We start from the raw sequence: 19,215 nt of genomic DNA on the forward strand, positions 1-19,215 counted from the left end.
TATCCTTAAACTTGCTCTGTACTTAACAGCCAACCCAGTTGGCGATATTGTTTATAACGTTCTCTCGCTTGGGCTTTTTCTGTTTCATTAACAGGCACAAAATCAATAATTTGATTGAAACTGTTAATAAAATCGGGTAATGCTGTTTGTAATGAAATCAATACATCTCGGCGTTGGGCATTGCGTTTGCCTTTCCATGAAATTTCAATCGGGGTTGCATAGGTGGTAACTTCGCCTGACAGATTATGCGGTACAAAATCATCCGCCTCTCTTGCCCAAAGTGCTTCATCAAGGTTGAATGCCTGTTCTTCAGTTTCACAAGCAATCAGTACGCGTTTACCTTGTCGCCACGCTTTTGCGGCTAGATCGCAAGCAATGGCTTCTTGGGCGGAAAGTTCGCCTATTTGAGTTTGGCTCAAAATATAGAATTGCACTTGCTTCACTGTCTATCCTTTTGCATTAAAATTTTAAACGAGCGATTGTAACGTAAATTTAAGGAAAATAACAGAAACTGCAAGCGGTTAGATTTGCAAACTTTTTTACAAAAGCACCCACTTGTTGATCGACTTTTATAACAAATGCAAAAATGATCACTGAACTTTCTTAAAATCAGTTACTCTAATGAGCGATTGAGTATCTCGCTCAAGATTTTTTATTTTAAGAGGACTTAAACTATGGGTTTATTTGATTTTGCAGCCGACATCGGTAAAAAATTATTCAACAAAGAAGAAGATGCATCTAAAGCAGTGACAGAGCACATTGCAGAAGATAATCCAGGCATTGAAAATTTAAACGTTACAGTTGAAGATGGTACAGCAAAAATTACTGGAGCAGCATCAACGGCAATCGCGATTGAAAAAGCGATTTTAATGGCAGGTAACGTTGCAGGCATTAACAATGTGAATATTGATGATGTAGTGATTAAAGAAGGTCAAATCGCTGGTGATGATGAATTTTATGTAATTCAAAAAGGCGATACTTTATGGAAAATTGCTGAAAATGCTTACGGTAACGGTGCAAAATATAAAGCGATCGTTGAAGCGAACAAAGAAGTGATTAAACACGAAGATAAAATCTTCCCAGGTCAGAAAATTCGTATTCCTAAAGGATTATAATTTTTATCCTTTGATATGTAAAAATGGAAAGTCTGAAAAGGCTTTCCATTTTTGTTTAAAATTCACTCAAACACACTTTCCCCCTTTCACGATCCACGCTCTATTGACTAAAGTTCTCGACATTGCATTGACAGAACGTTACAATTTCCGCCTATTTTTCTATCTGTATTTTAGATACCAAATCCTTTTCCAATTACTGAGGTTTAAGAATGTCAATTTCTATTGAAACATTAGAAGGCTTACAACGCCGCGTAACAGTTACCGTTCCTGCAGATAAAATCGAAGCAGGCTATAAAGAACAATTAAAAGGCTATGCGAAAAACGCACGTGTCGATGGTTTCCGTAAAGGTAAAGTACCGCACTCAATCATCGAACAACGTTTCGGTTTAGCGGCTCGTCAAGATGTATTATCTGAAGAGATGCAACGTGCATTCTTTGATGTAGTGATTGCAGAGAAAATCAACCTTGCAGGTCGTCCAACATTCACTCCAAACAACTACCAACCAGGTCAAGAGTTCTCTTTCACTGCAACATTTGAAGTGTTCCCAGAAGTTGAATTAAAAGGCTTAGAAAACATCGAAGTAGAAAAACCAGTGGTTGAAATCACAGAAGCTGATTTAGACAAAATGGTTGATGTATTACGCAAACAACAAGCGACATTTGCAGAAACTGCTGAAGCAGCGAAAGCAGATGACCGTGTAACAATCGACTTCGTTGGTTCAGTAGATGGTGAAGAGTTTGAAGGCGGTAAAGCATCTGACTTCGTATTAGCAATGGGTCAAGGTCGTATGATACCTGGCTTTGAAGAAGGTATCGTAGGTCACAAAGCGGGTGAACAGTTCGACATCAACGTAACTTTCCCAGCAGAATACCACGCTGAGAACTTAAAAGGTAAAGCTGCGAAGTTCGCAATTACCTTGAAAAAAGTAGAAAACACTGTTCTTCCTGAATTAACAGAAGAGTTTGTGAAGAAATTTGGTTCAGCAAAAACTGTTGAAGAGTTACGTGCTGAAATCAAGAAAAATATGCAACGTGAGTTAAAAAATGCATTAACTGCTCGTGTGAAAAACCAAGTAATCAATGGTTTATTAGCAAACAACGACATCGAAGTGCCTGCATCAGCAGTCGCTGAAGAAGTGGATGTATTACGTCAGCAAGCGGTTCAACGTTTCGGCGGTAAACCAGAAATGGCTGCACAATTACCAGCTGAACTATTTGAAGCAGATGCAAAACGTCGTGTTCAAGTCGGTTTATTACTTTCAAGCGTAATCACATCTAACGAGTTAAAAGTTGATGAAGATCGTGTGAAAGAAACCATTGCAGAATTAGCATCAGCTTACGAACAACCAGCAGAAGTGGTTGAATACTATGCGAAAAACCCACGCTTAACAGATAACATCCGTAACGTAGTGTTAGAAGAACAAGCAGTTGAAGCTGTGCTTGCAAAAGCGAAAGTGACAGAGAAAGCCTCTTCATTTGATGAAGTGATGGCTCAGCAACAAGGCTAATTTCTCTCATTCATTATTTGGCACGCATTAGCGTGCCTTATATTAAATGCCGTTGGCGAGTTTATTCCGCTATAACTATTCATTTATATTAGAGAGAAACCTATGGAACAACTCACTTTTGCAGAACAACTTCAGCAATTCGTTGCCAACCACACCATTATGGTTGTGGCATGGATTGCGCTAGTGATTGCTGTAGTGATCAATTTATATAAAGGTGCGACGAGCAAATTCAAAATTGTAGATAATGCTCAAGCAACCCAACTGATTAATAAAGAAGATGCAGTACTGGTTGATGTGCGTTCGGATGATGAATTCAGACACGGACATATCATTGAAAGTTTGCATTTAATTCCAAGCGATATTAAAGCGAAAAAAATCCAGTCTATTGAAAAGCATAAAGAGCATGCGGTGATTGTGGTTGATGGCAATGGCTTGAGTGCAAGTAGTTTAGCAAATGAACTTGTTAAACAAGGCTTTAATAAAGTTTATGTGTTAAAAGAAGGTATTGCAGGCTGGCGTGCAGCTAACTTACCGCTTGTGAAAAAACATAAATAACTCAATAAATTCAAATAAGGAATGACAATGGCTGAAGAAAACCAAGTTGCAGCAACAGAAGAGCAACAAACTCCATTTGAAATGCAAATTCAACGAATCTATATCAAAGATGTTTCGTTTGAAGCACCAAATTTACCGCATATTTTTCACCAAGAGTGGAAACCACAGTTAGGGTTTGAATTAGATACCGAAACTCGTGAGATTGCAGAAGATACGTACGAAGTTGTTTTACATATCAATGTTCAAACCACATTAGAAGACAGCAACGATGTTGCATTTATCTGTGAAGTGAAACAAGCAGGCGTATTTACGATTAAAGGTTTAGAAGGCATTCAGTTAGCGCACTGTTTAGCGTCACAATGCCCGAATGTATTGTACCCTTATGCACGTGAATTAATTTCAAGCTTAGTTAACCGCGGTACATTCCCAGCATTAAATCTTTCACCGGTAAACTTTGATGCGCTATTTATGGACTACTTAGAGCGTCAACAAGCAGAAGAAAATGGTGAAACACCTGCAGTAAATTAATTGTTTTCATCAATAAAGATAGGTATGCTAAGGCATGCCTATTTTTTTTAGCTAGAAATAACGAATATGAATAAAACATATACTGCTCCCGTCACCGTTTTAGGTGCTGGTTCTTATGGTACAGCCCTTGCTATCGCACTTTCTCGTAATGGACACAAAACTTATCTTTGGGGGCATAATCCACAGAAAATGGCTCAAATGGCAGAAACTCGCATGAATGCAGAATTCTTGCCTGATATTGTGTTTCCTGAAGCCTTAGAGATTGAAAGCGATTTAGCCCAAGCGTTAATGAAAGCAAAGGACATTCTTATCGTTGTGCCTAGCCACGTATTTTCCGATGTATTACAACAAATTCAAGCTTTACTGACCCCAGAACATCGTATTATGTGGGCAACGAAAGGCTTAGAACGAGATACTGGACGCTTATTGCAGGATGTTGCTTTGCAAATTTTAGGTCAAAACTACCCGCTTGCAGTACTCTCTGGCCCAACATTTGCAAAAGAATTGGCTCAAGGGCTACCAACGGCAATTTCTCTTGCATCAAACGATGCTGTTTTTGCCGATGAAATGCAACAACGTATTCACTGCTCTAAAGCTTTTCGAGTCTATCTAAACAGTGATATGGTGGGTGTTCAATTAGGTGGCGCAATTAAAAACGTCATTGCGATTGGCGCAGGTATTTCCGATGGCATGGGATTTGGGGCAAACGCTCGCACAGCATTAATTACACGAGGACTGGCGGAAATAAGCCGTTTAGGGGCAACATTAGGTGCAAATCCAACCACATTTATGGGCATGGCTGGATTAGGCGATTTAGTGCTTACCTGTACCGACAATCAATCCCGTAATCGCCGTTTTGGCTTAATGCTAGGGCAAGGTCGCTCCGCAGAAGATGCCATGGCTGAAATCGGACAGGTGGTAGAAGGATTTTATAACACTAAAGAAGCCTATTTACTGGCTCAGCAACAAGGCGTTGAAATGCCGATTGTCGAGCAGATTTACCAAATGCTATTTTGCGGTAAACACGCTACGGAAGTTGCAACTACGCTATTAGGACGTGAACGAAAAGGAGAATAGAAATGACAACACAACAGCTTGATCAAATTTGGCATCATATTCGAGAAGAAGCAAAAGAATTAGCGAATAGTGAGCCTATGCTTGCCAGTTTTTTCCACGCCACGATTTTAAAACATCACAACTTAGGTGGTGCGCTAAGTTATATTTTGGCAAATAAACTCTCTAACGCCATTATGCCTGCGATTGCCTTAAAAGAGATCATCGAAGAAGCTTATCAGGCTGATCCACAAATTATCGTCAGCGCTGCTCATGATATTAACGCCGTTCGCACACGAGATCCTGCGGTTGATAAATGGAGCACTCCTTTACTTTACTTAAAAGGCTACCATGCTTTACAGAGCTATCGGGTAACACACTATTTATGGAAACAAGGTAGAAAAGCATTAGCGATCTACCTACAAAACGAGATTTCTGTCGCCTTTGATGTGGATATTCACCCCGCTGCAAGAGTCGGATGTGGCATCATGTTAGATCATGCAACAGGTATTGTTGTTGGAGAAACTGCGGTTATAGAAAATGATGTTTCTATTCTACAAGGTGTAACACTTGGTGGAACAGGGAAAGAACATGGTGATCGTCATCCAAAAATCCGAGAAGGCGTTATGATTGGGGCTGGGGCAAAAATCCTTGGTAATATTGAAATCGGACGTTACTCAAAGATTGGCGCAAACTCTGTTGTCTTACAAGCGGTGCCAGAATACGCCACAGCCGCAGGCGTACCAGCTAGAATTATCGGTCAATCTCAAGATCAAAAACCCGCCTTTGATATGAACCAATACTTTGATGATGCGAATGAAGGTGTTAATGGAGAAGGAATCTAGCGGAAAATAGGCGTAGCTTGATACCGTATAAGACGTTTTCATTATAATAGAATACTTGAAACAACGATTACTACGGTAAAAACAGCTAGCCATATTAGGTGTAACTTGGCGCTTTTACGATTCACTTCTTGATTGTGTAATCGTCTCTGCTCAAGCTTCTGTTTATACACTTCTAAATCTTCTTCTTTAAACGAGAAACCACAGTTGGGACAACTGATTGCGCTTTCGCTAATCTTTTTTCGACATTCAGGGCAACGATGTAAAGCCATATATTTTCCTAATTTAAAATAAATTGAATTAATTTTTGAACAAACTCCTGTGGATTTTCGCTATGTGCATTATGTCCCGCATTTGCAACTAAGCAATAAGGAAGAGAATAGGTCTCTATCATTTGTCTAAATTTTTGATCCTGTTCGCCAATGATAAAAGTAATCTTACCCGAATAGGCTTGAATTTGAGTTGAGGAAACATAAGTTTGTTTCGCAAGGCTCGTGGCTTTCAGCATCTTCGCCAGATCTTGCCCGTTATTCTTCGATCTCTTTTCAACCAATACCGCTCGCTGATTTGGGGTTAAGTGCGCAAATACAGCTTGCTGATACCAATCTGCCAACACATCCTTTAAAGGCTCTTGACTAAATCGCTCTGCCCAACGGCAATCATTCTGCCAGCGTTCTACACGTTCTTGAGATGAGCTTAAGCCGATGTTCGTTCCTTCTAACAGAATACCTTTTAAATAAGGATTTCCAACGTTCATTGCATAGTCTAATGCTAGCCTTCCCCCTAATGAATAACCCACGATATAAAAATGTTCATGACCAAGAGATTGGAAGGTGAGAGCTAACAACGCTCTCATCTCTTCAAAACTCTCACAAGGGATATGTTGGCTTTGATTATGGTAGGGGAGATCGATGACAAGCGGTCGGATTTGTGGAAAATTTTGCAAAATCGCCAACACATCATCCCAATCCTGTTGAGAACCAAGAAACCCGTGGATAAAAACCACGGGAATACCTGATGTGTTATGCCATGTTGATGCTAACATTAGTCAATAGACGCACGAGAAATCTGTTCGATAATAGATTTATATAAACTACTACCTTCTTGCTCATTCACTTTAATTTCCACAAGTGTCACACCACGGCGTGCATAAGCTTGTTTAAGTTTTGTACCGAGATCAGCCCAAGTATAAGGACGCAAATACTCTAAACCAAACATCGTGGCAATCTGTGAAAACTCGAAATTATGGCTTAAACGATAAAACTTATCTTTTGCCTGCGCTTCAACAGGCAACATATCGAAAATTGCACCACCATTATTGTTGATCACAAAAAGAATAGTTGGCTGTGTGATTTGACGTAATAAAGCGACAGAATTCAAATCATGCAATGCAGAAATATCACCTAATATCGCAACAGTTGGCTGACCACTTCCTTTCGCGATACCTGCGACGGTAGCAATTAAGCCATCAATGCCACTAGCACCACGGTTCGTGTAGATTGGGTAACTTTCTGGCAATTTACATAAGGCATCGACTAAGCGAACAAATAAACTATTACCAAGGAAAAGGTTGCCATTCGCTGGTAGGACACGTTCAATATGATGAGCAAGGGATGCTTCATTTAAGTTGCCACCGACTTGTTGCTCAATAAAGGTTTCACAAAATTGAGATAGCGCTAAAGGTTCAAGTAACCAAGGCTTTTGGCGTAATGGTGGATGCACACGTGTAAAATGATGCGCTTTTGCGACAAAACGAGTTTGTTGATGCGCATAGGTATTCAAATAATTCAACGACTCATCTACTAACCAGAATTCACCTTTAAAGGCAGATAAAAACTGATTAACGCGTTTGCTGACAATTTGTGTTCCAAACTGGATCACGATATCTGCTTGAAGTAAGCGCTGTTCAACGGTTTTATTTGATAACCAAATATCCGCATAAGGCAAGGTTGCATCAATGCCAGATTGGACATCACTGATTAAGCACCAACCTAATGTTTCAGCCCACAGTTTTAGCCCCATACCTTGTTCAAGGGGTAATTTCCCAACCACAATAACGCCACGTTTAGTACGCCAATAATCCCAATTTTCATGCATCAGCACATCTTTTTGGGTTGCTTGTTGATCATACCATTTTGTTTTTGGTTTATTTAACCAACCTAAAATCGTGTTGAACCATGGCGTTTGTGCAATTTCATCTTCATCAGCTTCATATAATGGTTCTTCAAAAGGTAAATTGAGATGAACGACACCGCCTTCGGTGGCTTGAACAGAGCACGCGTGTTCTATTCTACCAATTAACCAATTTGCACTATATTGTGGACTTGGCTTAGGTAAATTTAAACTAGCAACGGGATATTGTGCAAAAATATGTTGCTGTTGAATGGCTTGGTTTGCACCACAATCAATCAACTCTACTGGACGATCTGCCGAAAGTACAATTAATTTTTGATGAGAAATACTTGCTTCAACCACCGCAGGATAAAGATTTGCGACAGCGGTACCCGATGTCACGATAATCGCAACAGGCTCATTGGTTGCTTTGGCTAAACCTAATGCAAAAAAACCTAAACCACGTTCATCAAAATGGCTATGACATTCCGCTTGGTTCTGTTTTTGTAAATAAAGCGCTTCGAGTGTTAATGGCGTAGAACGAGAGCCAGGCGCAATACAAAAATGTTTAACGCCATAACGAAGTAAGGCATTTAATACAACACGTGACCAAGAGCGGTTAAAGGTACTGGTATTTATCATTATCGTCTCTTTTTGCTGTGAAAAACTAAATAATGAGATTGTAACAAAATTTTGTAAAAAAATGAGCGAATTTCACCGCTTGTCGTGATTATTTATCTAGAATTTTCACTATTACAGAAGCGTTTTTATGAAAGTCATAAACCTAACACAAGGTTTTCGTTTTAATGATCTTCATTTTGCGATGCAAAATCATATTTTAGCGACATCAAGTGTGATGGGGTTATGATGTTTAATCTATGACAAGATCTCGGTAAGGAAAAACTTAATAAATGAATAAGGCGTATCATTTTTACTTATTTGTGTAATTTTTTTGATACGCCTCAGTATTTATTTCATCTCAGCCAACGTCAAATCCGCCATTTCAAGCGTATAAGCAATATCTTCGTCACTATGTGCTAAAGACATAAAACCAGCTTCAAAAGCAGATGGTGCAAGATAGACACCTTTTTCTAACATTTTATGGAAGAAGGTATTAAACGCCTTTACATCACACTTCATCACATCTTGGAAGTTGTTGATTTCTGCTTGTTCAGTAAAGAATAAGCCAAACATACCGCCAACATATTGTACGGTCAGCGGCACACCGTGTTTATCCGCTAAGGCTTTGAAACCTTCCGCAAGGGTTTTGGTTTTCTCGGCAAGCAGTTGCTCATTACCTGCTTTTGATAGCTCCGTTAAGCAAGCTAAACCAGCGGACATTGCAATTGGGTTGCCCGAAAGCGTACCTGCTTGGTAAACAGGGCCTGTTGGTGCGATAAATTCCATAATCTCTTTTTTACCGCCAAATGCTCCCACTGGCATACCGCCACCGATGATTTTACCAAGCGTGGTTAAATCTGGGGTTACGCCGTAGTAACTTTGAGCGCCGCCAAGTGCAACACGGAAGCCTGTCATCACTTCATCAATAATAAATACCGCACCATATTGGGTACAGAGTTCACGCAAGCCTTGCAAAAAGCCTTCTTTTGGTGGAATACAGTTCATATTGCCAGCCACAGGTTCAATGATTAAACAGGCAATGTCGTTTGGATATTGTTCAAAGGCTTGTTTAACCGACGCTAAATTATTGTATTCGCAAGTGAGTGTATGTTTTGCAAAATCTTCAGGTACACCTGGAGAGCTTGGCTGACCTAAGGTTAGAGCCCCTGAACCTGCTTTAACTAATAGTGAATCTGAGTGACCGTGGTAACAGCCTTCAAATTTAATAATTTTGTCACGTTTCGTATAGCCACGAGCAAGGCGGATAGCAGACATTGTCGCTTCTGTGCCAGAGCTGACCATACGCACCATTTCGATTGACGGTACGAGTTTGCAAACTAATTCAGCTAACTCAATTTCAATGGCTGTCGGCGCACCAAAACTTAATCCGTTTGGTACTGCTTTGAGTACGGCATCAATAATGGCTGGGTGATTATGTCCAAGTACCATTGGACCCCAAGAGCCAACGTAGTCAATGTAACGCTTGCCTTCGCTATCCGTAATATAAGCACCTTTGGCACTTTCGATAAATACAGGCGTTCCGCCCACACCTTTAAAAGCTCGAACAGGCGAGTTCACCCCACCAGGGATCACTCGTTGTGCTTTTTCAAAAAGAGATTGAGATGTTGTCATAAGAATCCTTAACGTGAATGACGTAAAATAGGGTTATTTTACTGTAAATTAGGCTTTCTGAGTGAAAAAAATTGAGTGTTTTAATGGTTATGCTATGCTAAGCATCATTTTGCATTCTTCATCTTTCTAAAGGATAAACCGAGTATATGTGGCTGACATTTATTGCTGTATTTTTGGTTTCTTTTATCTCACTTATTGTAATGCGTCCTGTGGCGGAAAAAATTGGTTTAGTGGATAAACCTAACTTCCGTAAACGTCACCAAGGTGTCATTCCCTTAATTGGCGGTATTGCCCTTTATCTTGGCAATCTCGCTTTCTATTTATTGGAATGGGAACAGATGCGTTTGCCAGAGCTCTATTTGATCGCATTAACTATTTTGTTAGTGATTGGCGTATTAGATGACCGTTTTGACCTAAGTCCTTTCTTACGGGCGGGCATTCAAGCCGTACTCGCTGGAGCAATGATTTACAGCGGTTTATCCATTGAAAACCTAGGACAGCTCATCGCCCCTTTTAGCCTAGAAATTGGAGCATTAGGTGTTGTTCTGACCGTCTTCATTACCATCGGGGTTATTAATGCGTTTAATATGATTGATGGTATTGATGGTTTACTTGCGGGGCTTTCTTCGGTAAGTTTTGCTGGATTAGGCACATTAATGCTACTTGATGAACAATATACGCTTGCCTATTGGTGCTTTGGTATTATCTTGGTGTTGCTGCCTTACGCAATGTTTAATCTCAGCGTTTTTGGGGCAAAATGGAAAGTCTTTATGGGCGATTCGGGCAGTACCCTAATTGGTTTTACGATCATCTGGATTTTATTGCTGAGTACACAAGGACAAGGACACCCTATCAGCCCAATTACAGGTTTATGGCTGATTGCTGTGCCATTAATTGATATGGTCGCCGTTTTCTTCCGCCGTTTGAAAAAAGGTAAAAGTCCGTTCAGACCAGACCGCTTGCATATTCACCATTTGATGATGCGTGCAGGTTTAACTTCACGCCAAGCGTTAGCGGTGATTACCTTGGGAGCTGGGCTTTGTGCGACCTTCGGCGTAATTGGCGAAGCATACTATTGGAATCAATGGGTGATGTTTGTCGCATTTATCACCTTATTTTTCTTATATTCTTATTCTATTGTTCATGCGTGGCGTATTACACGTTTTGTACGCCGTCATAAACGCCGAGCAAGAAAAAAACAAATGACGATTTAGGAGTTATTTTAATGACCGAGCAGGTTCAAAAAGCACAATCTGGTGCAGGTAAGTTTTTAGCTTCACTGTTAGTTTTATTGTTTTTATCTGCATTAGGTGCAGGAGCAGGCTGGTTTGGCACTACAATGCAACCAGCCAAATGGAAAGCTGAAGCACAATTTGAAGCACCTAAAGTGGTGGATTTGGGTAACTACTATTCTTTATTAAGTACCTATAATTTACTAAAAGGTGAAACATCAGAAACGACAACGGCAGATATTGCATTGACAAATTCTGTCTATCAAGAGTTTGCCCGTGATTTGAAATCGCCTGATGTGTTACAGCAATTCCTAACACAAAGTGAAAAGGTAAAACAGCAAGCTACGGCAAAAAATCAACCAACATCGGTTTTTGCTCAAGAGATTGCTCGTCAGTTCAAATTTGATGATGCAACAAATACATTGAGTCTCACTTTATTGAACCCAGAAGAGGCATCGGTGTTATTGAATGATTTTATTATTTTTAGCACCATGAAATCTCGTTCAACCTTAAATGGTGAGCTGATTGCGAAATGGAAGATCCTGTTTCAACAAATTAAGCAAATGGCAGAAAGTAATTTAGGTGCTATTCAACAAGGGACGCAAGTTGCACAGCAAGATTGGGCGGGCAAACTGAATTTAATGCGTTCTGTTCAGCCATTAGATGATAAGCTGTTGCCATTCCGCTATATTAAAGCCCCGAGTGTGCCGACAGTTGCGGAACAGCCAGATAACCAATTACTTTGGACAGTAATCGGTGGCGGTATTGGCTTCTTCTTAGGTCTGCTTGTTGCACTTTTTATCAATCGAAAAAGAAGTTAATTAAACGACATTAGTTTTAACTTTTTAAATAAGCTCCTTTTGTGTAAAAATAATTCGCAATAGGAGCTTTTTATTCTATGTGAAATATATGAGTATTCAACCTAATCAATGGCTTTCAACTTTTTTCCAGCGGAAGATTGGAGAGATAGAAAAGGTTTATGACATAGAATGTCATCAACTGTCTCAATACGATCTTGTGCAATCGAAGTTATCTTCTCTTGCTCAGCGAGAGATTGACTATATTCAGTCATTGGGTTTTACCTTGGTAGAAGGTGAAATTATCTTTGAATACGATCTTGCAAATTTTTCACCTAATCTGACCGCTTGTCGTGTCGCAACAGAACAGGATTTTGCTCAACTTGAACCCTTTTCCTATTTGTTTTCGCAAACACGTTTTCGTTCGCCTTGGTTTTCATCGTTAGAAAATCGTCGATTTTATTGGCAATGGATTCAAAATGCAGTGAAGGGCGAATTTGATGATCTCTGTTTACTCAGTGAAACAGTAAATGGTGAAATACAAGGTATGATTACCGTTCGAGTCAAAGAGAATACGGCACAAGTTGGTTTGTTGGCAGTCGCAGAAAAATGGCAGAAGCAGGGGATTGGTTATCGCTTATTAATGGATGCAATAGCCTGGGCGAAAAGTCAGCAAGCGACGAAAATGGTGATTACAACCCAGATGAACAATTTAGCTGCAATTCAGCTTTATCAACGCCTGAATGGAAAAATCAGCAGCACTTATTATTGGTTTTATCGATGATGCAAAACATTCCTTTTAACCGACCGCCTGTATTAGGCACAGAACTAAACTATATCCAGCAAGCGATTTTTTCAGATAAGCTGTCTGGCGATGGTCATTTTACCCATCTATGTGAGCAATGGCTTGAACAACAATTTCACGCACATAAAGTATTGCTGACACCTTCCTGTACGGCAGCATTAGAAATGGCAGCGATATTGCTTGATATTCAATCGGGTGATGAAGTGATTATGCCAAGCTATACCTTTGTTTCTACGGCAAATGCCTTTGCTCTGCGTGGGGCGAAAATCGTGTTTGTGGATATTCGACCTGATACAATGAATATTGATGAAACTTTGATAGAGCAAGCGATTACCCCAAAGACGAAGGCGATTGTACTAGTTCATTATGCAGGTGTAGCTTGTGAAATGGATAGCGTTATGGCGTTGGCAGAGAAATATCGCTTATGGGTGGTAGAAGATGCGGCACAAGGGGTCAATGCATTTTATAAAGGGAAAGCACTCGGCACGATTGGGCATATTGGCTGTTACAGTTTCCACGAAACGAAAAATATCACCGCAGGGGGCGAAGGCGGAGCTATTGTCATTAATCAGCCTGAACTGACCGCTCGTGCTGAAATTATTCGAGAAAAAGGCACAGATCGTCAGCAATTTTTTCGTGGCGAAGTGGATAAGTATAGTTGGCGAGATCTCGGCTCAAGTTTTTTAATGTCAGAAATACAGGCGGCTTACCTTTATGCTCAGTTACAAGGGCTAGCGCAAATTCAACAAAAACGGAAAATGATTTGGCAACGTTATTTTGATACATTACAGCCGTTGGCGGAGAAAGGGATTGTTGAATTGCCTTACATTCCCCAAGCGTGCCAAGCGAATGCGCATCTGTTTTATATGAAATGGAAAAATCTCAAAGAGCGGACGGATTTTATTCATGCAATGAAATCAAAAGGCATATTAACGGTCTTCCATTATGTACCATTACATTCAAGCCCTGCGGGAGAGCAGTTTGGTCGATTTTATGGGGAAGATAAATGGACAACCAAAGAGAGTGAACGGTTGGTGAGATTGCCGCTGTTTTTTAATATGGATATAGAAACTTTAGATAGAGTGGTGAACACCACTGTGCAATATGTGGCAAGTCGGAGCTGAAATGGCAAATATTTATCATATTTTAGGTGCAGACATTCCCCACCACAATCGTACGGTGCTGACATTTTTCCAAAATGAGCTAGCGAGTGAGTTTACCGATAAACCCCACTTTTATGTGGTGAGTAGTAATGATTTAGCCGATGATTTTCCTGCATTAACGATAGATACATATCGCTCTCAGCGAGCATTAACGCAAGCCATTATTGCAAAATATCAGCAAGATCCGACCGCTTGGTTTGTGTTACACGGGCAGTTTAATGTGTCCTTATGGCTAGCGATTCTGTTTGGACGAGTTTCGGCTAAACGTTGCGTTTGGCATATTTGGGGAGCGGATCTCTATGAAGAATCAAGGGAGTTAAAATTTAAGTTGTTTTATCCATTACGTCGTCTTGCACAGCGTCGAATCGCTCGTATTTGGGCGACACAAGGTGATTTAGCCTATGTGAATCAACGCTTTGACCGAACAGGATTTCAGGATCAGTTGATCTATTTTCCAACAAAACTTCCCGAGCAGATTCCTGAACGCCAAAAAGATCGAACCTTGGCGATCTTATTGGGTAACTCAGGCGATCCGAGTAATCGCCACCTTGCTGGATTGGCATTAATCAAACAGCAGTTTGGTAGCGATGTTCGTGTATTAGTGCCAATGGGCTACCCTACCAATAACCAAACTTATGTGGATAGGGTGCGAAAGCAAGCAGAGCATTTATTTACAGACGGTCAAGTTGAGATTTTAACGGAGAAATTGCCTTTTGAATCCTATATCGAATTGCTTTCTCGTTGTGATTTAGCGTGTTTTCTCTTTGAACGCCAACAAGGCATTGGGACGATCTGTTTACTGACACAATTAAAGATTCCTGTCATTCTTGAACGACAAAATCCGTTCTGCTTGGATATGGAAATGGCAGGTGTGGATTTTCTGTATTCAGATGCGCTTTCATCAGAAAAATTGCAACAGGTTCAGCAAGGGTTATCACAACTAGATGTGTCAAAGGTCGCCTTTTTTCCGCCTAATTATATAGCGCAATGGAAGATGGCTTTAGCACAATTAAAAGGGTGAGCGCTCTTTTGTCTATGTAGAAGATAATTTACACGCGGTGCGATTTGAGTAAAAATTTGCACCGTTTTTTATTGGGGGAAATATGGTTCTGAGTGGCGTTATTCTATTTTATCTAGTAGTGACAACTGCGATGGGATATAGCCTATATCGTATTTATCAGCAACACTATTTCTCGTTTCATCTGCTGTTTAGTGGGCTATATTTTGTTACCTTCTTTTTAGGTTTCCCTTTTTCATTGCTGTTATCTTGGAGATTTGGGCACTCGCTACCCGATGCATTAAATATCGTCGTTACGCTAGGTACAGCGTTTGCGAGTTATCTAGGGTATTTGTGTTGTTATCAGCTATTGTCCTATTTCAATAAAAGGAAGTTGAATCAGCCAGCTCAACAAAATATTTTTGCAAAACGTCAAGCAAATCTAACCGCTTGTAGCTTGTTTTTTATCGCATTAGTATCCTTGCTGTTATTTGTTTATCTCAATCAAGGATTGTTATTTTTTAAACTTGAGAAATACAGCCAGCTGTTTTCCAACAGTGTGAACGCAATTCCATTAAAACGCTTTTTCTATTTTTTCATTCCTGCGTTATTAATTTGGTTTTTCTTGTCACCAAGTAAAAAACAGTGGGGACTATTTTTGACCTTTGGTCTTGGACTTGGCGGATTAAGTTATTTAGCCACAGGCGGTACTCGTGCAAATATGGCAATCGCTTTTTTGCTTTTTGTGGTATTAGGATTTTATTATCGTTACCTTGCATTCAAATGGATTGTGTTCTTTGGTCTTGGTGCAATAGGCGTGATGTCAATATTGGCATTTGCTCGTTATAATTTGGATTTACAGGGATTAGAAGTGCTACACACTCTGTTGTATCTGACTCGAGATACGTTTTCACCTTGGCAAAATCTAAGCCAAATACTCAGCTCAGAGATTGATTTTTTAGGGATTATGCCGATTATTCGTGATTTTTATGTATATATCCCAACATCCCTTTGGCAAGATAGACCCGATATTGTGTGGAACAGTGCTAATTATTTCACAAAAGTGATTTTAGGGAATCAGTCTGGATTAGCGATCTCTCCGACCCTTTTAGGCTCTTTCTATATTATGGGGGATATGTTGCGATTATCATTGGAATGGCGGTGGTTGCAACGATAATATGGCTGTTTGATACGCTATTTAAGCAAGGAAGTGAACATCAAAATGCGATTGTACAGGCTTACTGCCTTGCCAATATCTTTAATTTGATGGTGTTGGTGAGAGAAGGATTAGATGCGTTTGTTTCACGTTTTGTCTTTTTTAGTCTCGTATTTTTAGGGTGTTACACTATTGCAGTGTTGATTGTCAGAGTGGCAAACAGATATAAGAAAAATGATGGATAAAGTAAACATTTGCCAATTAGAGATTTTGACTGCGAAGAATCAACAAGAGCTGATCTCATATTTGCTCAATAATGGGCAAGTAAGAGCAGGCAAGCTCATTGCGATGAATGCTGAAAAAGCTGTATTGTCTAAAGAAAGCCCTGAATTATTTGGCTTGTTAAATCAGGCGGAGTATAAATATGCAGATGGGATCAGCATTGTCTGTTCAATAAAAAAGAAATATCCGCAGTATAGCTCGCTAGAACGCATCGCAGGGGCTGATTTGTGGTTAGGGTTGATGCAGGCTTCTTGTGAATATCACATTCCGGTGTTTATTCTTGGCGGAGATTCACAGGTAATAGCACAGACAGAGCAGAAGTTACTTGATATGAAGGTGAATATTGTGGGAAGCCACAATGGGTATTTTTCTGAAGCGGAAGAAGATAGCTTGATAGAAAGTATTAAACGTAGTGGGGCAAAACTAGTGACGGTTGCATTGGGCTCGCCTAAACAAGAACTGTTTATGCAAAAAGCACAAAAACATTATCCAGATGCATTATATATGGGCGTTGGTGGAAGTTATGATGTCTTTGTGGGTAAGGTAAAACGAGCTCCTGTTGTTTGGCAACAGTTAGGATTAGAGTGGTTGTATAGAGTATTACATCAGCCTACTCGTTGGAGAAGGCAAGTTAGATTAGTGAAATATGCGTATTATCATTTAACAAATCAGCTATAAAATCACCGTTTTTGATAATTAGTAAACATTTTGAATAAATTAAGAGCATACAAGAAAATTTTTTCAAAAAGTGCTAGACAAGCGAGATTGAAATCACTAATATACGCCTCCGTTGCGACGCACTACTGAAAATAACGCGTTCGTAGCTCAGTTGGATAGAGCGTTGGCCTCCGGAGCCAAAGGTCGCAAGTTCAAATCTTGTCGAGCGCGCCAGAGGTAATGCAATATCAACAACTAACGACGGTGGCTATAGCTCAGTTGGTAGAGCCCTGGATTGTGATTCCAGTTGTCGTGGGTTCGAATCCCATTAGCCACCCCATTTAATATATGCAATAGCATATCAGACGGCGAGTAGCGCAGCTTGGTAGCGCAACTGGTTTGGGACCAGTGGGTCGTAGGTTCAAATCCTATCTCGCCGACCACTTTATTTCGTTCTTTAACAATATATCAGACAATCTGTGTGGGCACTTGTTGATTGACTTTGTTTGAAAATATTTTTTAATTTTGAAGTCTTGATAAGTGCTTAACTTGAAATTCATATTAATGTGATTTTTTATAGTCAGTACATATTGAGCGATTAAACTTTTTGAATTGAAGAGTTTGATCATGGCTCAGATTGAACGCTGGCGGCAGGCTTAACACATGCAAGTCGAACGGTAGCAGGAGAAAGCTTGCTTTCTTGCTGACGAGTGGCGGACGGGTGAGTAATGCTTGGGAATCTGGCTTATGGAGGGGGATAACTACGGGAAACTGTAGCTAATACCGCGTAATGTCTAAGGACTAAAGGGTGGGACTTTCGGGCCACCTGCCATAAGATGAGCCCAAGTGGGATTAGGTAGTTGGTGGGGTAAAGGCCTACCAAGCCGACGATCTCTAGCTGGTCTGAGAGGATGACCAGCCACACTGGAACTGAGACACGGTCCAGACTCCTACGGGAGGCAGCAGTGGGGAATATTGCACAATGGGGGGAACCCTGATGCAGCCATGCCGCGTGAATGAAGAAGGCCTTCGGGTTGTAAAGTTCTTTCGGTGATGAGGAAGGTGTTTGTTTTAATAGAACAAGCAATTGACGTTAGTCACAGAAGAAGCACCGGCTAACTCCGTGCCAGCAGCCGCGGTAATACGGAGGGTGCGAGCGTTAATCGGAATGACTGGGCGTAAAGGGCACGCAGGCGGTGACTTAAGTGAGATGTGAAAGCCCCGAGCTTAACTTGGGAATTGCATTTCATACTGGGTCGCTAGAGTATTTTAGGGAGGGGTAGAATTCCACGTGTAGCGGTGAAATGCGTAGAGATGTGGAGGAATACCGAAGGCGAAGGCAGCCCCTTGGGAAAATACTGACGCTCATGTGCGAAAGCGTGGGGAGCAAACAGGATTAGATACCCTGGTAGTCCACGCTGTAAACGCTGTCGATTTGGGGATTGGGCTTTAAGCTTGGTGCCCGTAGCTAACGTGATAAATCGACCGCCTGGGGAGTACGGCCGCAAGGTTAAAACTCAAATGAATTGACGGGGGCCCGCACAAGCGGTGGAGCATGTGGTTTAATTCGATGCAACGCGAAGAACCTTACCTACTCTTGACATCCATAGAATTCTGCAGAGATGCGGAAGTGCCTTCGGGAACTATGAGACAGGTGCTGCATGGCTGTCGTCAGCTCGTGTTGTGAAATGTTGGGTTAAGTCCCGCAACGAGCGCAACCCTTATCCTTTGTTGCCAGCGATTCGGTCGGGAACTCAAAGGAGACTGCCAGTGATAAACTGGAGGAAGGTGGGGATGACGTCAAGTCATCATGGCCCTTACGAGTAGGGCTACACACGTGCTACAATGGTGCATACAGAGGGCTACGATACCGCGAGGTGGAGTGAATCTCAGAAAGTGCATCTAAGTCCGGATTGGAGTCTGCAACTCGACTCCATGAAGTCGGAATCGCTAGTAATCGCGAATCAGAATGTCGCGGTGAATACGTTCCCGGGCCTTGTACACACCGCCCGTCACACCATGGGAGTGGGTTGTACCAGAAGTAGATAGCTTAACCGAGAGGGGGGCGTTTACCACGGTATGATTCATGACTGGGGTGAAGTCGTAACAAGGTAACCGTAGGGGAACCTGCGGTTGGATCACCTCCTTACCTAGATGAAG

17 protein-coding genes, 3 tRNA genes, 1 rRNA gene and 2 pseudogenes are annotated in these 19,215 nt (G+C 41.0%); 18 read left to right on the plus strand and 5 right to left on the minus strand.

Annotated elements, in window-relative coordinates; translation table 11 throughout:
• Positions 1 to 5: 5 nt before the first annotated feature.
• Positions 6 to 443 carry a DNA polymerase III subunit chi gene (locus tag EXH44_RS07030; RefSeq protein ID WP_162856833.1) on the minus strand — a complete coding sequence of 146 codons (438 nt, stop codon included), beginning with the start codon at positions 441 to 443 and terminating at the stop codon, positions 6 to 8.
• Between the two features lie 231 nt (positions 444 to 674).
• On the opposite strand from EXH44_RS07030, the gene lysM reads away from it, so the two are divergent.
• The 6 genes from lysM to cysE all read left to right on the plus strand — a co-directional run bounded on the left by lysM (position 675) and on the right by cysE (position 5,604).
• Positions 675 to 1,115, plus strand: coding sequence for a peptidoglycan-binding protein LysM (gene lysM, locus EXH44_RS07035; protein ID WP_162856835.1), 441 nt, complete (start codon positions 675 to 677; stop codon positions 1,113 to 1,115).
• A gap of 209 nt (positions 1,116 to 1,324) precedes the next feature.
• Positions 1,325 to 2,623: a trigger factor gene (gene tig, locus EXH44_RS07040; protein ID WP_162856836.1), complete on the plus strand. Its 1,299-nt coding sequence runs from the start codon at positions 1,325 to 1,327 to the stop codon at positions 2,621 to 2,623.
• Between the two features lie 102 nt (positions 2,624 to 2,725).
• Entirely contained in the window at positions 2,726 to 3,178 is a 453-nt protein-coding gene (locus tag EXH44_RS07045) for a rhodanese-like domain-containing protein (RefSeq protein WP_162856838.1), read from the plus strand.
• Between the two features lie 27 nt (positions 3,179 to 3,205).
• Positions 3,206 to 3,706: a protein-export chaperone SecB gene (gene secB / locus EXH44_RS07050; RefSeq protein ID WP_162856840.1), complete on the plus strand. Its 501-nt coding sequence runs from the start codon at positions 3,206 to 3,208 to the stop codon at positions 3,704 to 3,706.
• Positions 3,707 to 3,772: 66 nt separating this feature from the next.
• A complete protein-coding gene (gpsA, locus tag EXH44_RS07055; protein WP_162856841.1) occupies positions 3,773 to 4,783 on the plus strand; it encodes an NAD(P)H-dependent glycerol-3-phosphate dehydrogenase in 1,011 nt (336 codons plus the stop codon).
• Positions 4,784 to 4,785: 2 nt separating this feature from the next.
• Positions 4,786 to 5,604: a serine O-acetyltransferase gene (gene cysE, locus EXH44_RS07060; protein ID WP_162856842.1), complete on the plus strand. Its 819-nt coding sequence runs from the start codon at positions 4,786 to 4,788 to the stop codon at positions 5,602 to 5,604.
• Positions 5,605 to 5,645: 41 nt separating this feature from the next.
• Here cysE and EXH44_RS07065 read toward each other — a convergent pair whose 3' ends face one another.
• The 3 genes from EXH44_RS07065 to menD are packed head-to-tail and all read right to left on the minus strand — an operon-like array spanning position 5,646 to position 8,352.
• Complete coding sequence (locus EXH44_RS07065) at positions 5,646 to 5,873, minus strand: zinc ribbon domain-containing protein (protein ID WP_162856843.1); 228 nt, start codon at positions 5,871 to 5,873, stop codon at positions 5,646 to 5,648.
• 8 nt (positions 5,874 to 5,881) lie between these two features.
• Positions 5,882 to 6,646 carry a 2-succinyl-6-hydroxy-2,4-cyclohexadiene-1-carboxylate synthase gene (gene menH / locus EXH44_RS07070; RefSeq protein WP_162856845.1) on the minus strand — a complete coding sequence of 255 codons (765 nt, stop codon included), beginning with the start codon at positions 6,644 to 6,646 and terminating at the stop codon, positions 5,882 to 5,884.
• Positions 6,646 to 8,352: a 2-succinyl-5-enolpyruvyl-6-hydroxy-3-cyclohexene-1-carboxylic-acid synthase gene (menD, locus tag EXH44_RS07075; protein ID WP_162857545.1), complete on the minus strand. Its 1,707-nt coding sequence runs from the start codon at positions 8,350 to 8,352 to the stop codon at positions 6,646 to 6,648. The genes menH and menD overlap by 1 nt, the downstream gene beginning before the upstream one ends.
• 139 nt (positions 8,353 to 8,491) lie before the next feature.
• Between menD and EXH44_RS07080 the strand changes: the two are divergent.
• Positions 8,492 to 8,581 (plus strand): annotated as a pseudogene (locus EXH44_RS07080) (YbhB/YbcL family Raf kinase inhibitor-like protein); the annotation flags it as partial.
• Positions 8,582 to 8,682: 101 nt separating this feature from the next.
• Here EXH44_RS07080 and hemL read toward each other — a convergent pair.
• Entirely contained in the window at positions 8,683 to 9,966 is a 1,284-nt protein-coding gene (gene hemL, locus EXH44_RS07085) for a glutamate-1-semialdehyde 2,1-aminomutase (protein ID WP_162856847.1), read from the minus strand.
• A 146-nt stretch (positions 9,967 to 10,112) separates the two neighbouring features.
• Here hemL and wecA point away from each other — a divergent pair, with 146 nt between their 5' ends.
• The 11 genes and pseudogenes from wecA to EXH44_RS07140 all read left to right on the plus strand — a co-directional run bounded on the left by wecA (position 10,113) and on the right by EXH44_RS07140 (position 19,204).
• The gene (gene wecA, locus EXH44_RS07090; RefSeq protein ID WP_162856848.1) at positions 10,113 to 11,180 is read left to right on the plus strand and encodes a UDP-N-acetylglucosamine--undecaprenyl-phosphate N-acetylglucosaminephosphotransferase; all 1,068 of its coding nucleotides are present in this window, start codon (positions 10,113 to 10,115) and stop codon (positions 11,178 to 11,180) included.
• A gap of 11 nt (positions 11,181 to 11,191) precedes the next feature.
• On the plus strand, positions 11,192 to 12,019 hold the full coding sequence (locus tag EXH44_RS07095; RefSeq protein ID WP_244238716.1) for a transporter: 828 nt from the start codon (positions 11,192 to 11,194) through the stop codon (positions 12,017 to 12,019).
• Positions 12,020 to 12,107: 88 nt separating this feature from the next.
• Complete coding sequence (gene rffC / locus EXH44_RS07100; RefSeq protein ID WP_162856849.1) at positions 12,108 to 12,779, plus strand: dTDP-4-amino-4,6-dideoxy-D-galactose acyltransferase; 672 nt, start codon at positions 12,108 to 12,110, stop codon at positions 12,777 to 12,779.
• Positions 12,776 to 13,924: a dTDP-4-amino-4,6-dideoxygalactose transaminase gene (gene rffA, locus EXH44_RS07105; RefSeq protein WP_162856851.1), complete on the plus strand. Its 1,149-nt coding sequence runs from the start codon at positions 12,776 to 12,778 to the stop codon at positions 13,922 to 13,924. Before rffC ends, rffA begins: the two co-directional genes overlap by 4 nt.
• Position 13,925: 1 nt before the next feature.
• Positions 13,926 to 14,984 (plus strand): TDP-N-acetylfucosamine:lipid II N-acetylfucosaminyltransferase family protein, encoded by a 1,059-nt coding sequence (locus EXH44_RS07110; RefSeq protein WP_162856852.1) that lies wholly within the window; start codon positions 13,926 to 13,928, stop codon positions 14,982 to 14,984.
• Between the two features lie 130 nt (positions 14,985 to 15,114).
• Positions 15,115 to 16,361, plus strand: a pseudogene (locus EXH44_RS07115) (WzyE family oligosaccharide polymerase).
• Complete coding sequence (wecG, locus tag EXH44_RS07120; protein WP_162857547.1) at positions 16,351 to 17,076, plus strand: lipopolysaccharide N-acetylmannosaminouronosyltransferase; 726 nt, start codon at positions 16,351 to 16,353, stop codon at positions 17,074 to 17,076. Before EXH44_RS07115 ends, wecG begins: the two are co-directional and overlap by 11 nt.
• Positions 17,077 to 17,212: 136 nt before the next feature.
• Positions 17,213 to 17,289 (plus strand) — tRNA-Arg (locus EXH44_RS07125).
• Positions 17,290 to 17,319: 30 nt separating this feature from the next.
• Positions 17,320 to 17,395, plus strand: a tRNA-His gene (locus tag EXH44_RS07130).
• A 26-nt stretch (positions 17,396 to 17,421) separates the two neighbouring features.
• Positions 17,422 to 17,498: transfer RNA gene (locus EXH44_RS07135), tRNA-Pro, on the plus strand.
• A gap of 166 nt (positions 17,499 to 17,664) precedes the next feature.
• Positions 17,665 to 19,204, plus strand: a 16S ribosomal RNA gene (locus EXH44_RS07140).
• Positions 19,205 to 19,215: the final 11 nt, after the last annotated feature.

Source organism: Actinobacillus indolicus, from assembly GCF_004519515.1.
In the GTDB taxonomy this organism is placed as follows: Bacteria; Pseudomonadota; Gammaproteobacteria; order Enterobacterales; family Pasteurellaceae; genus Glaesserella; species Glaesserella indolica_A.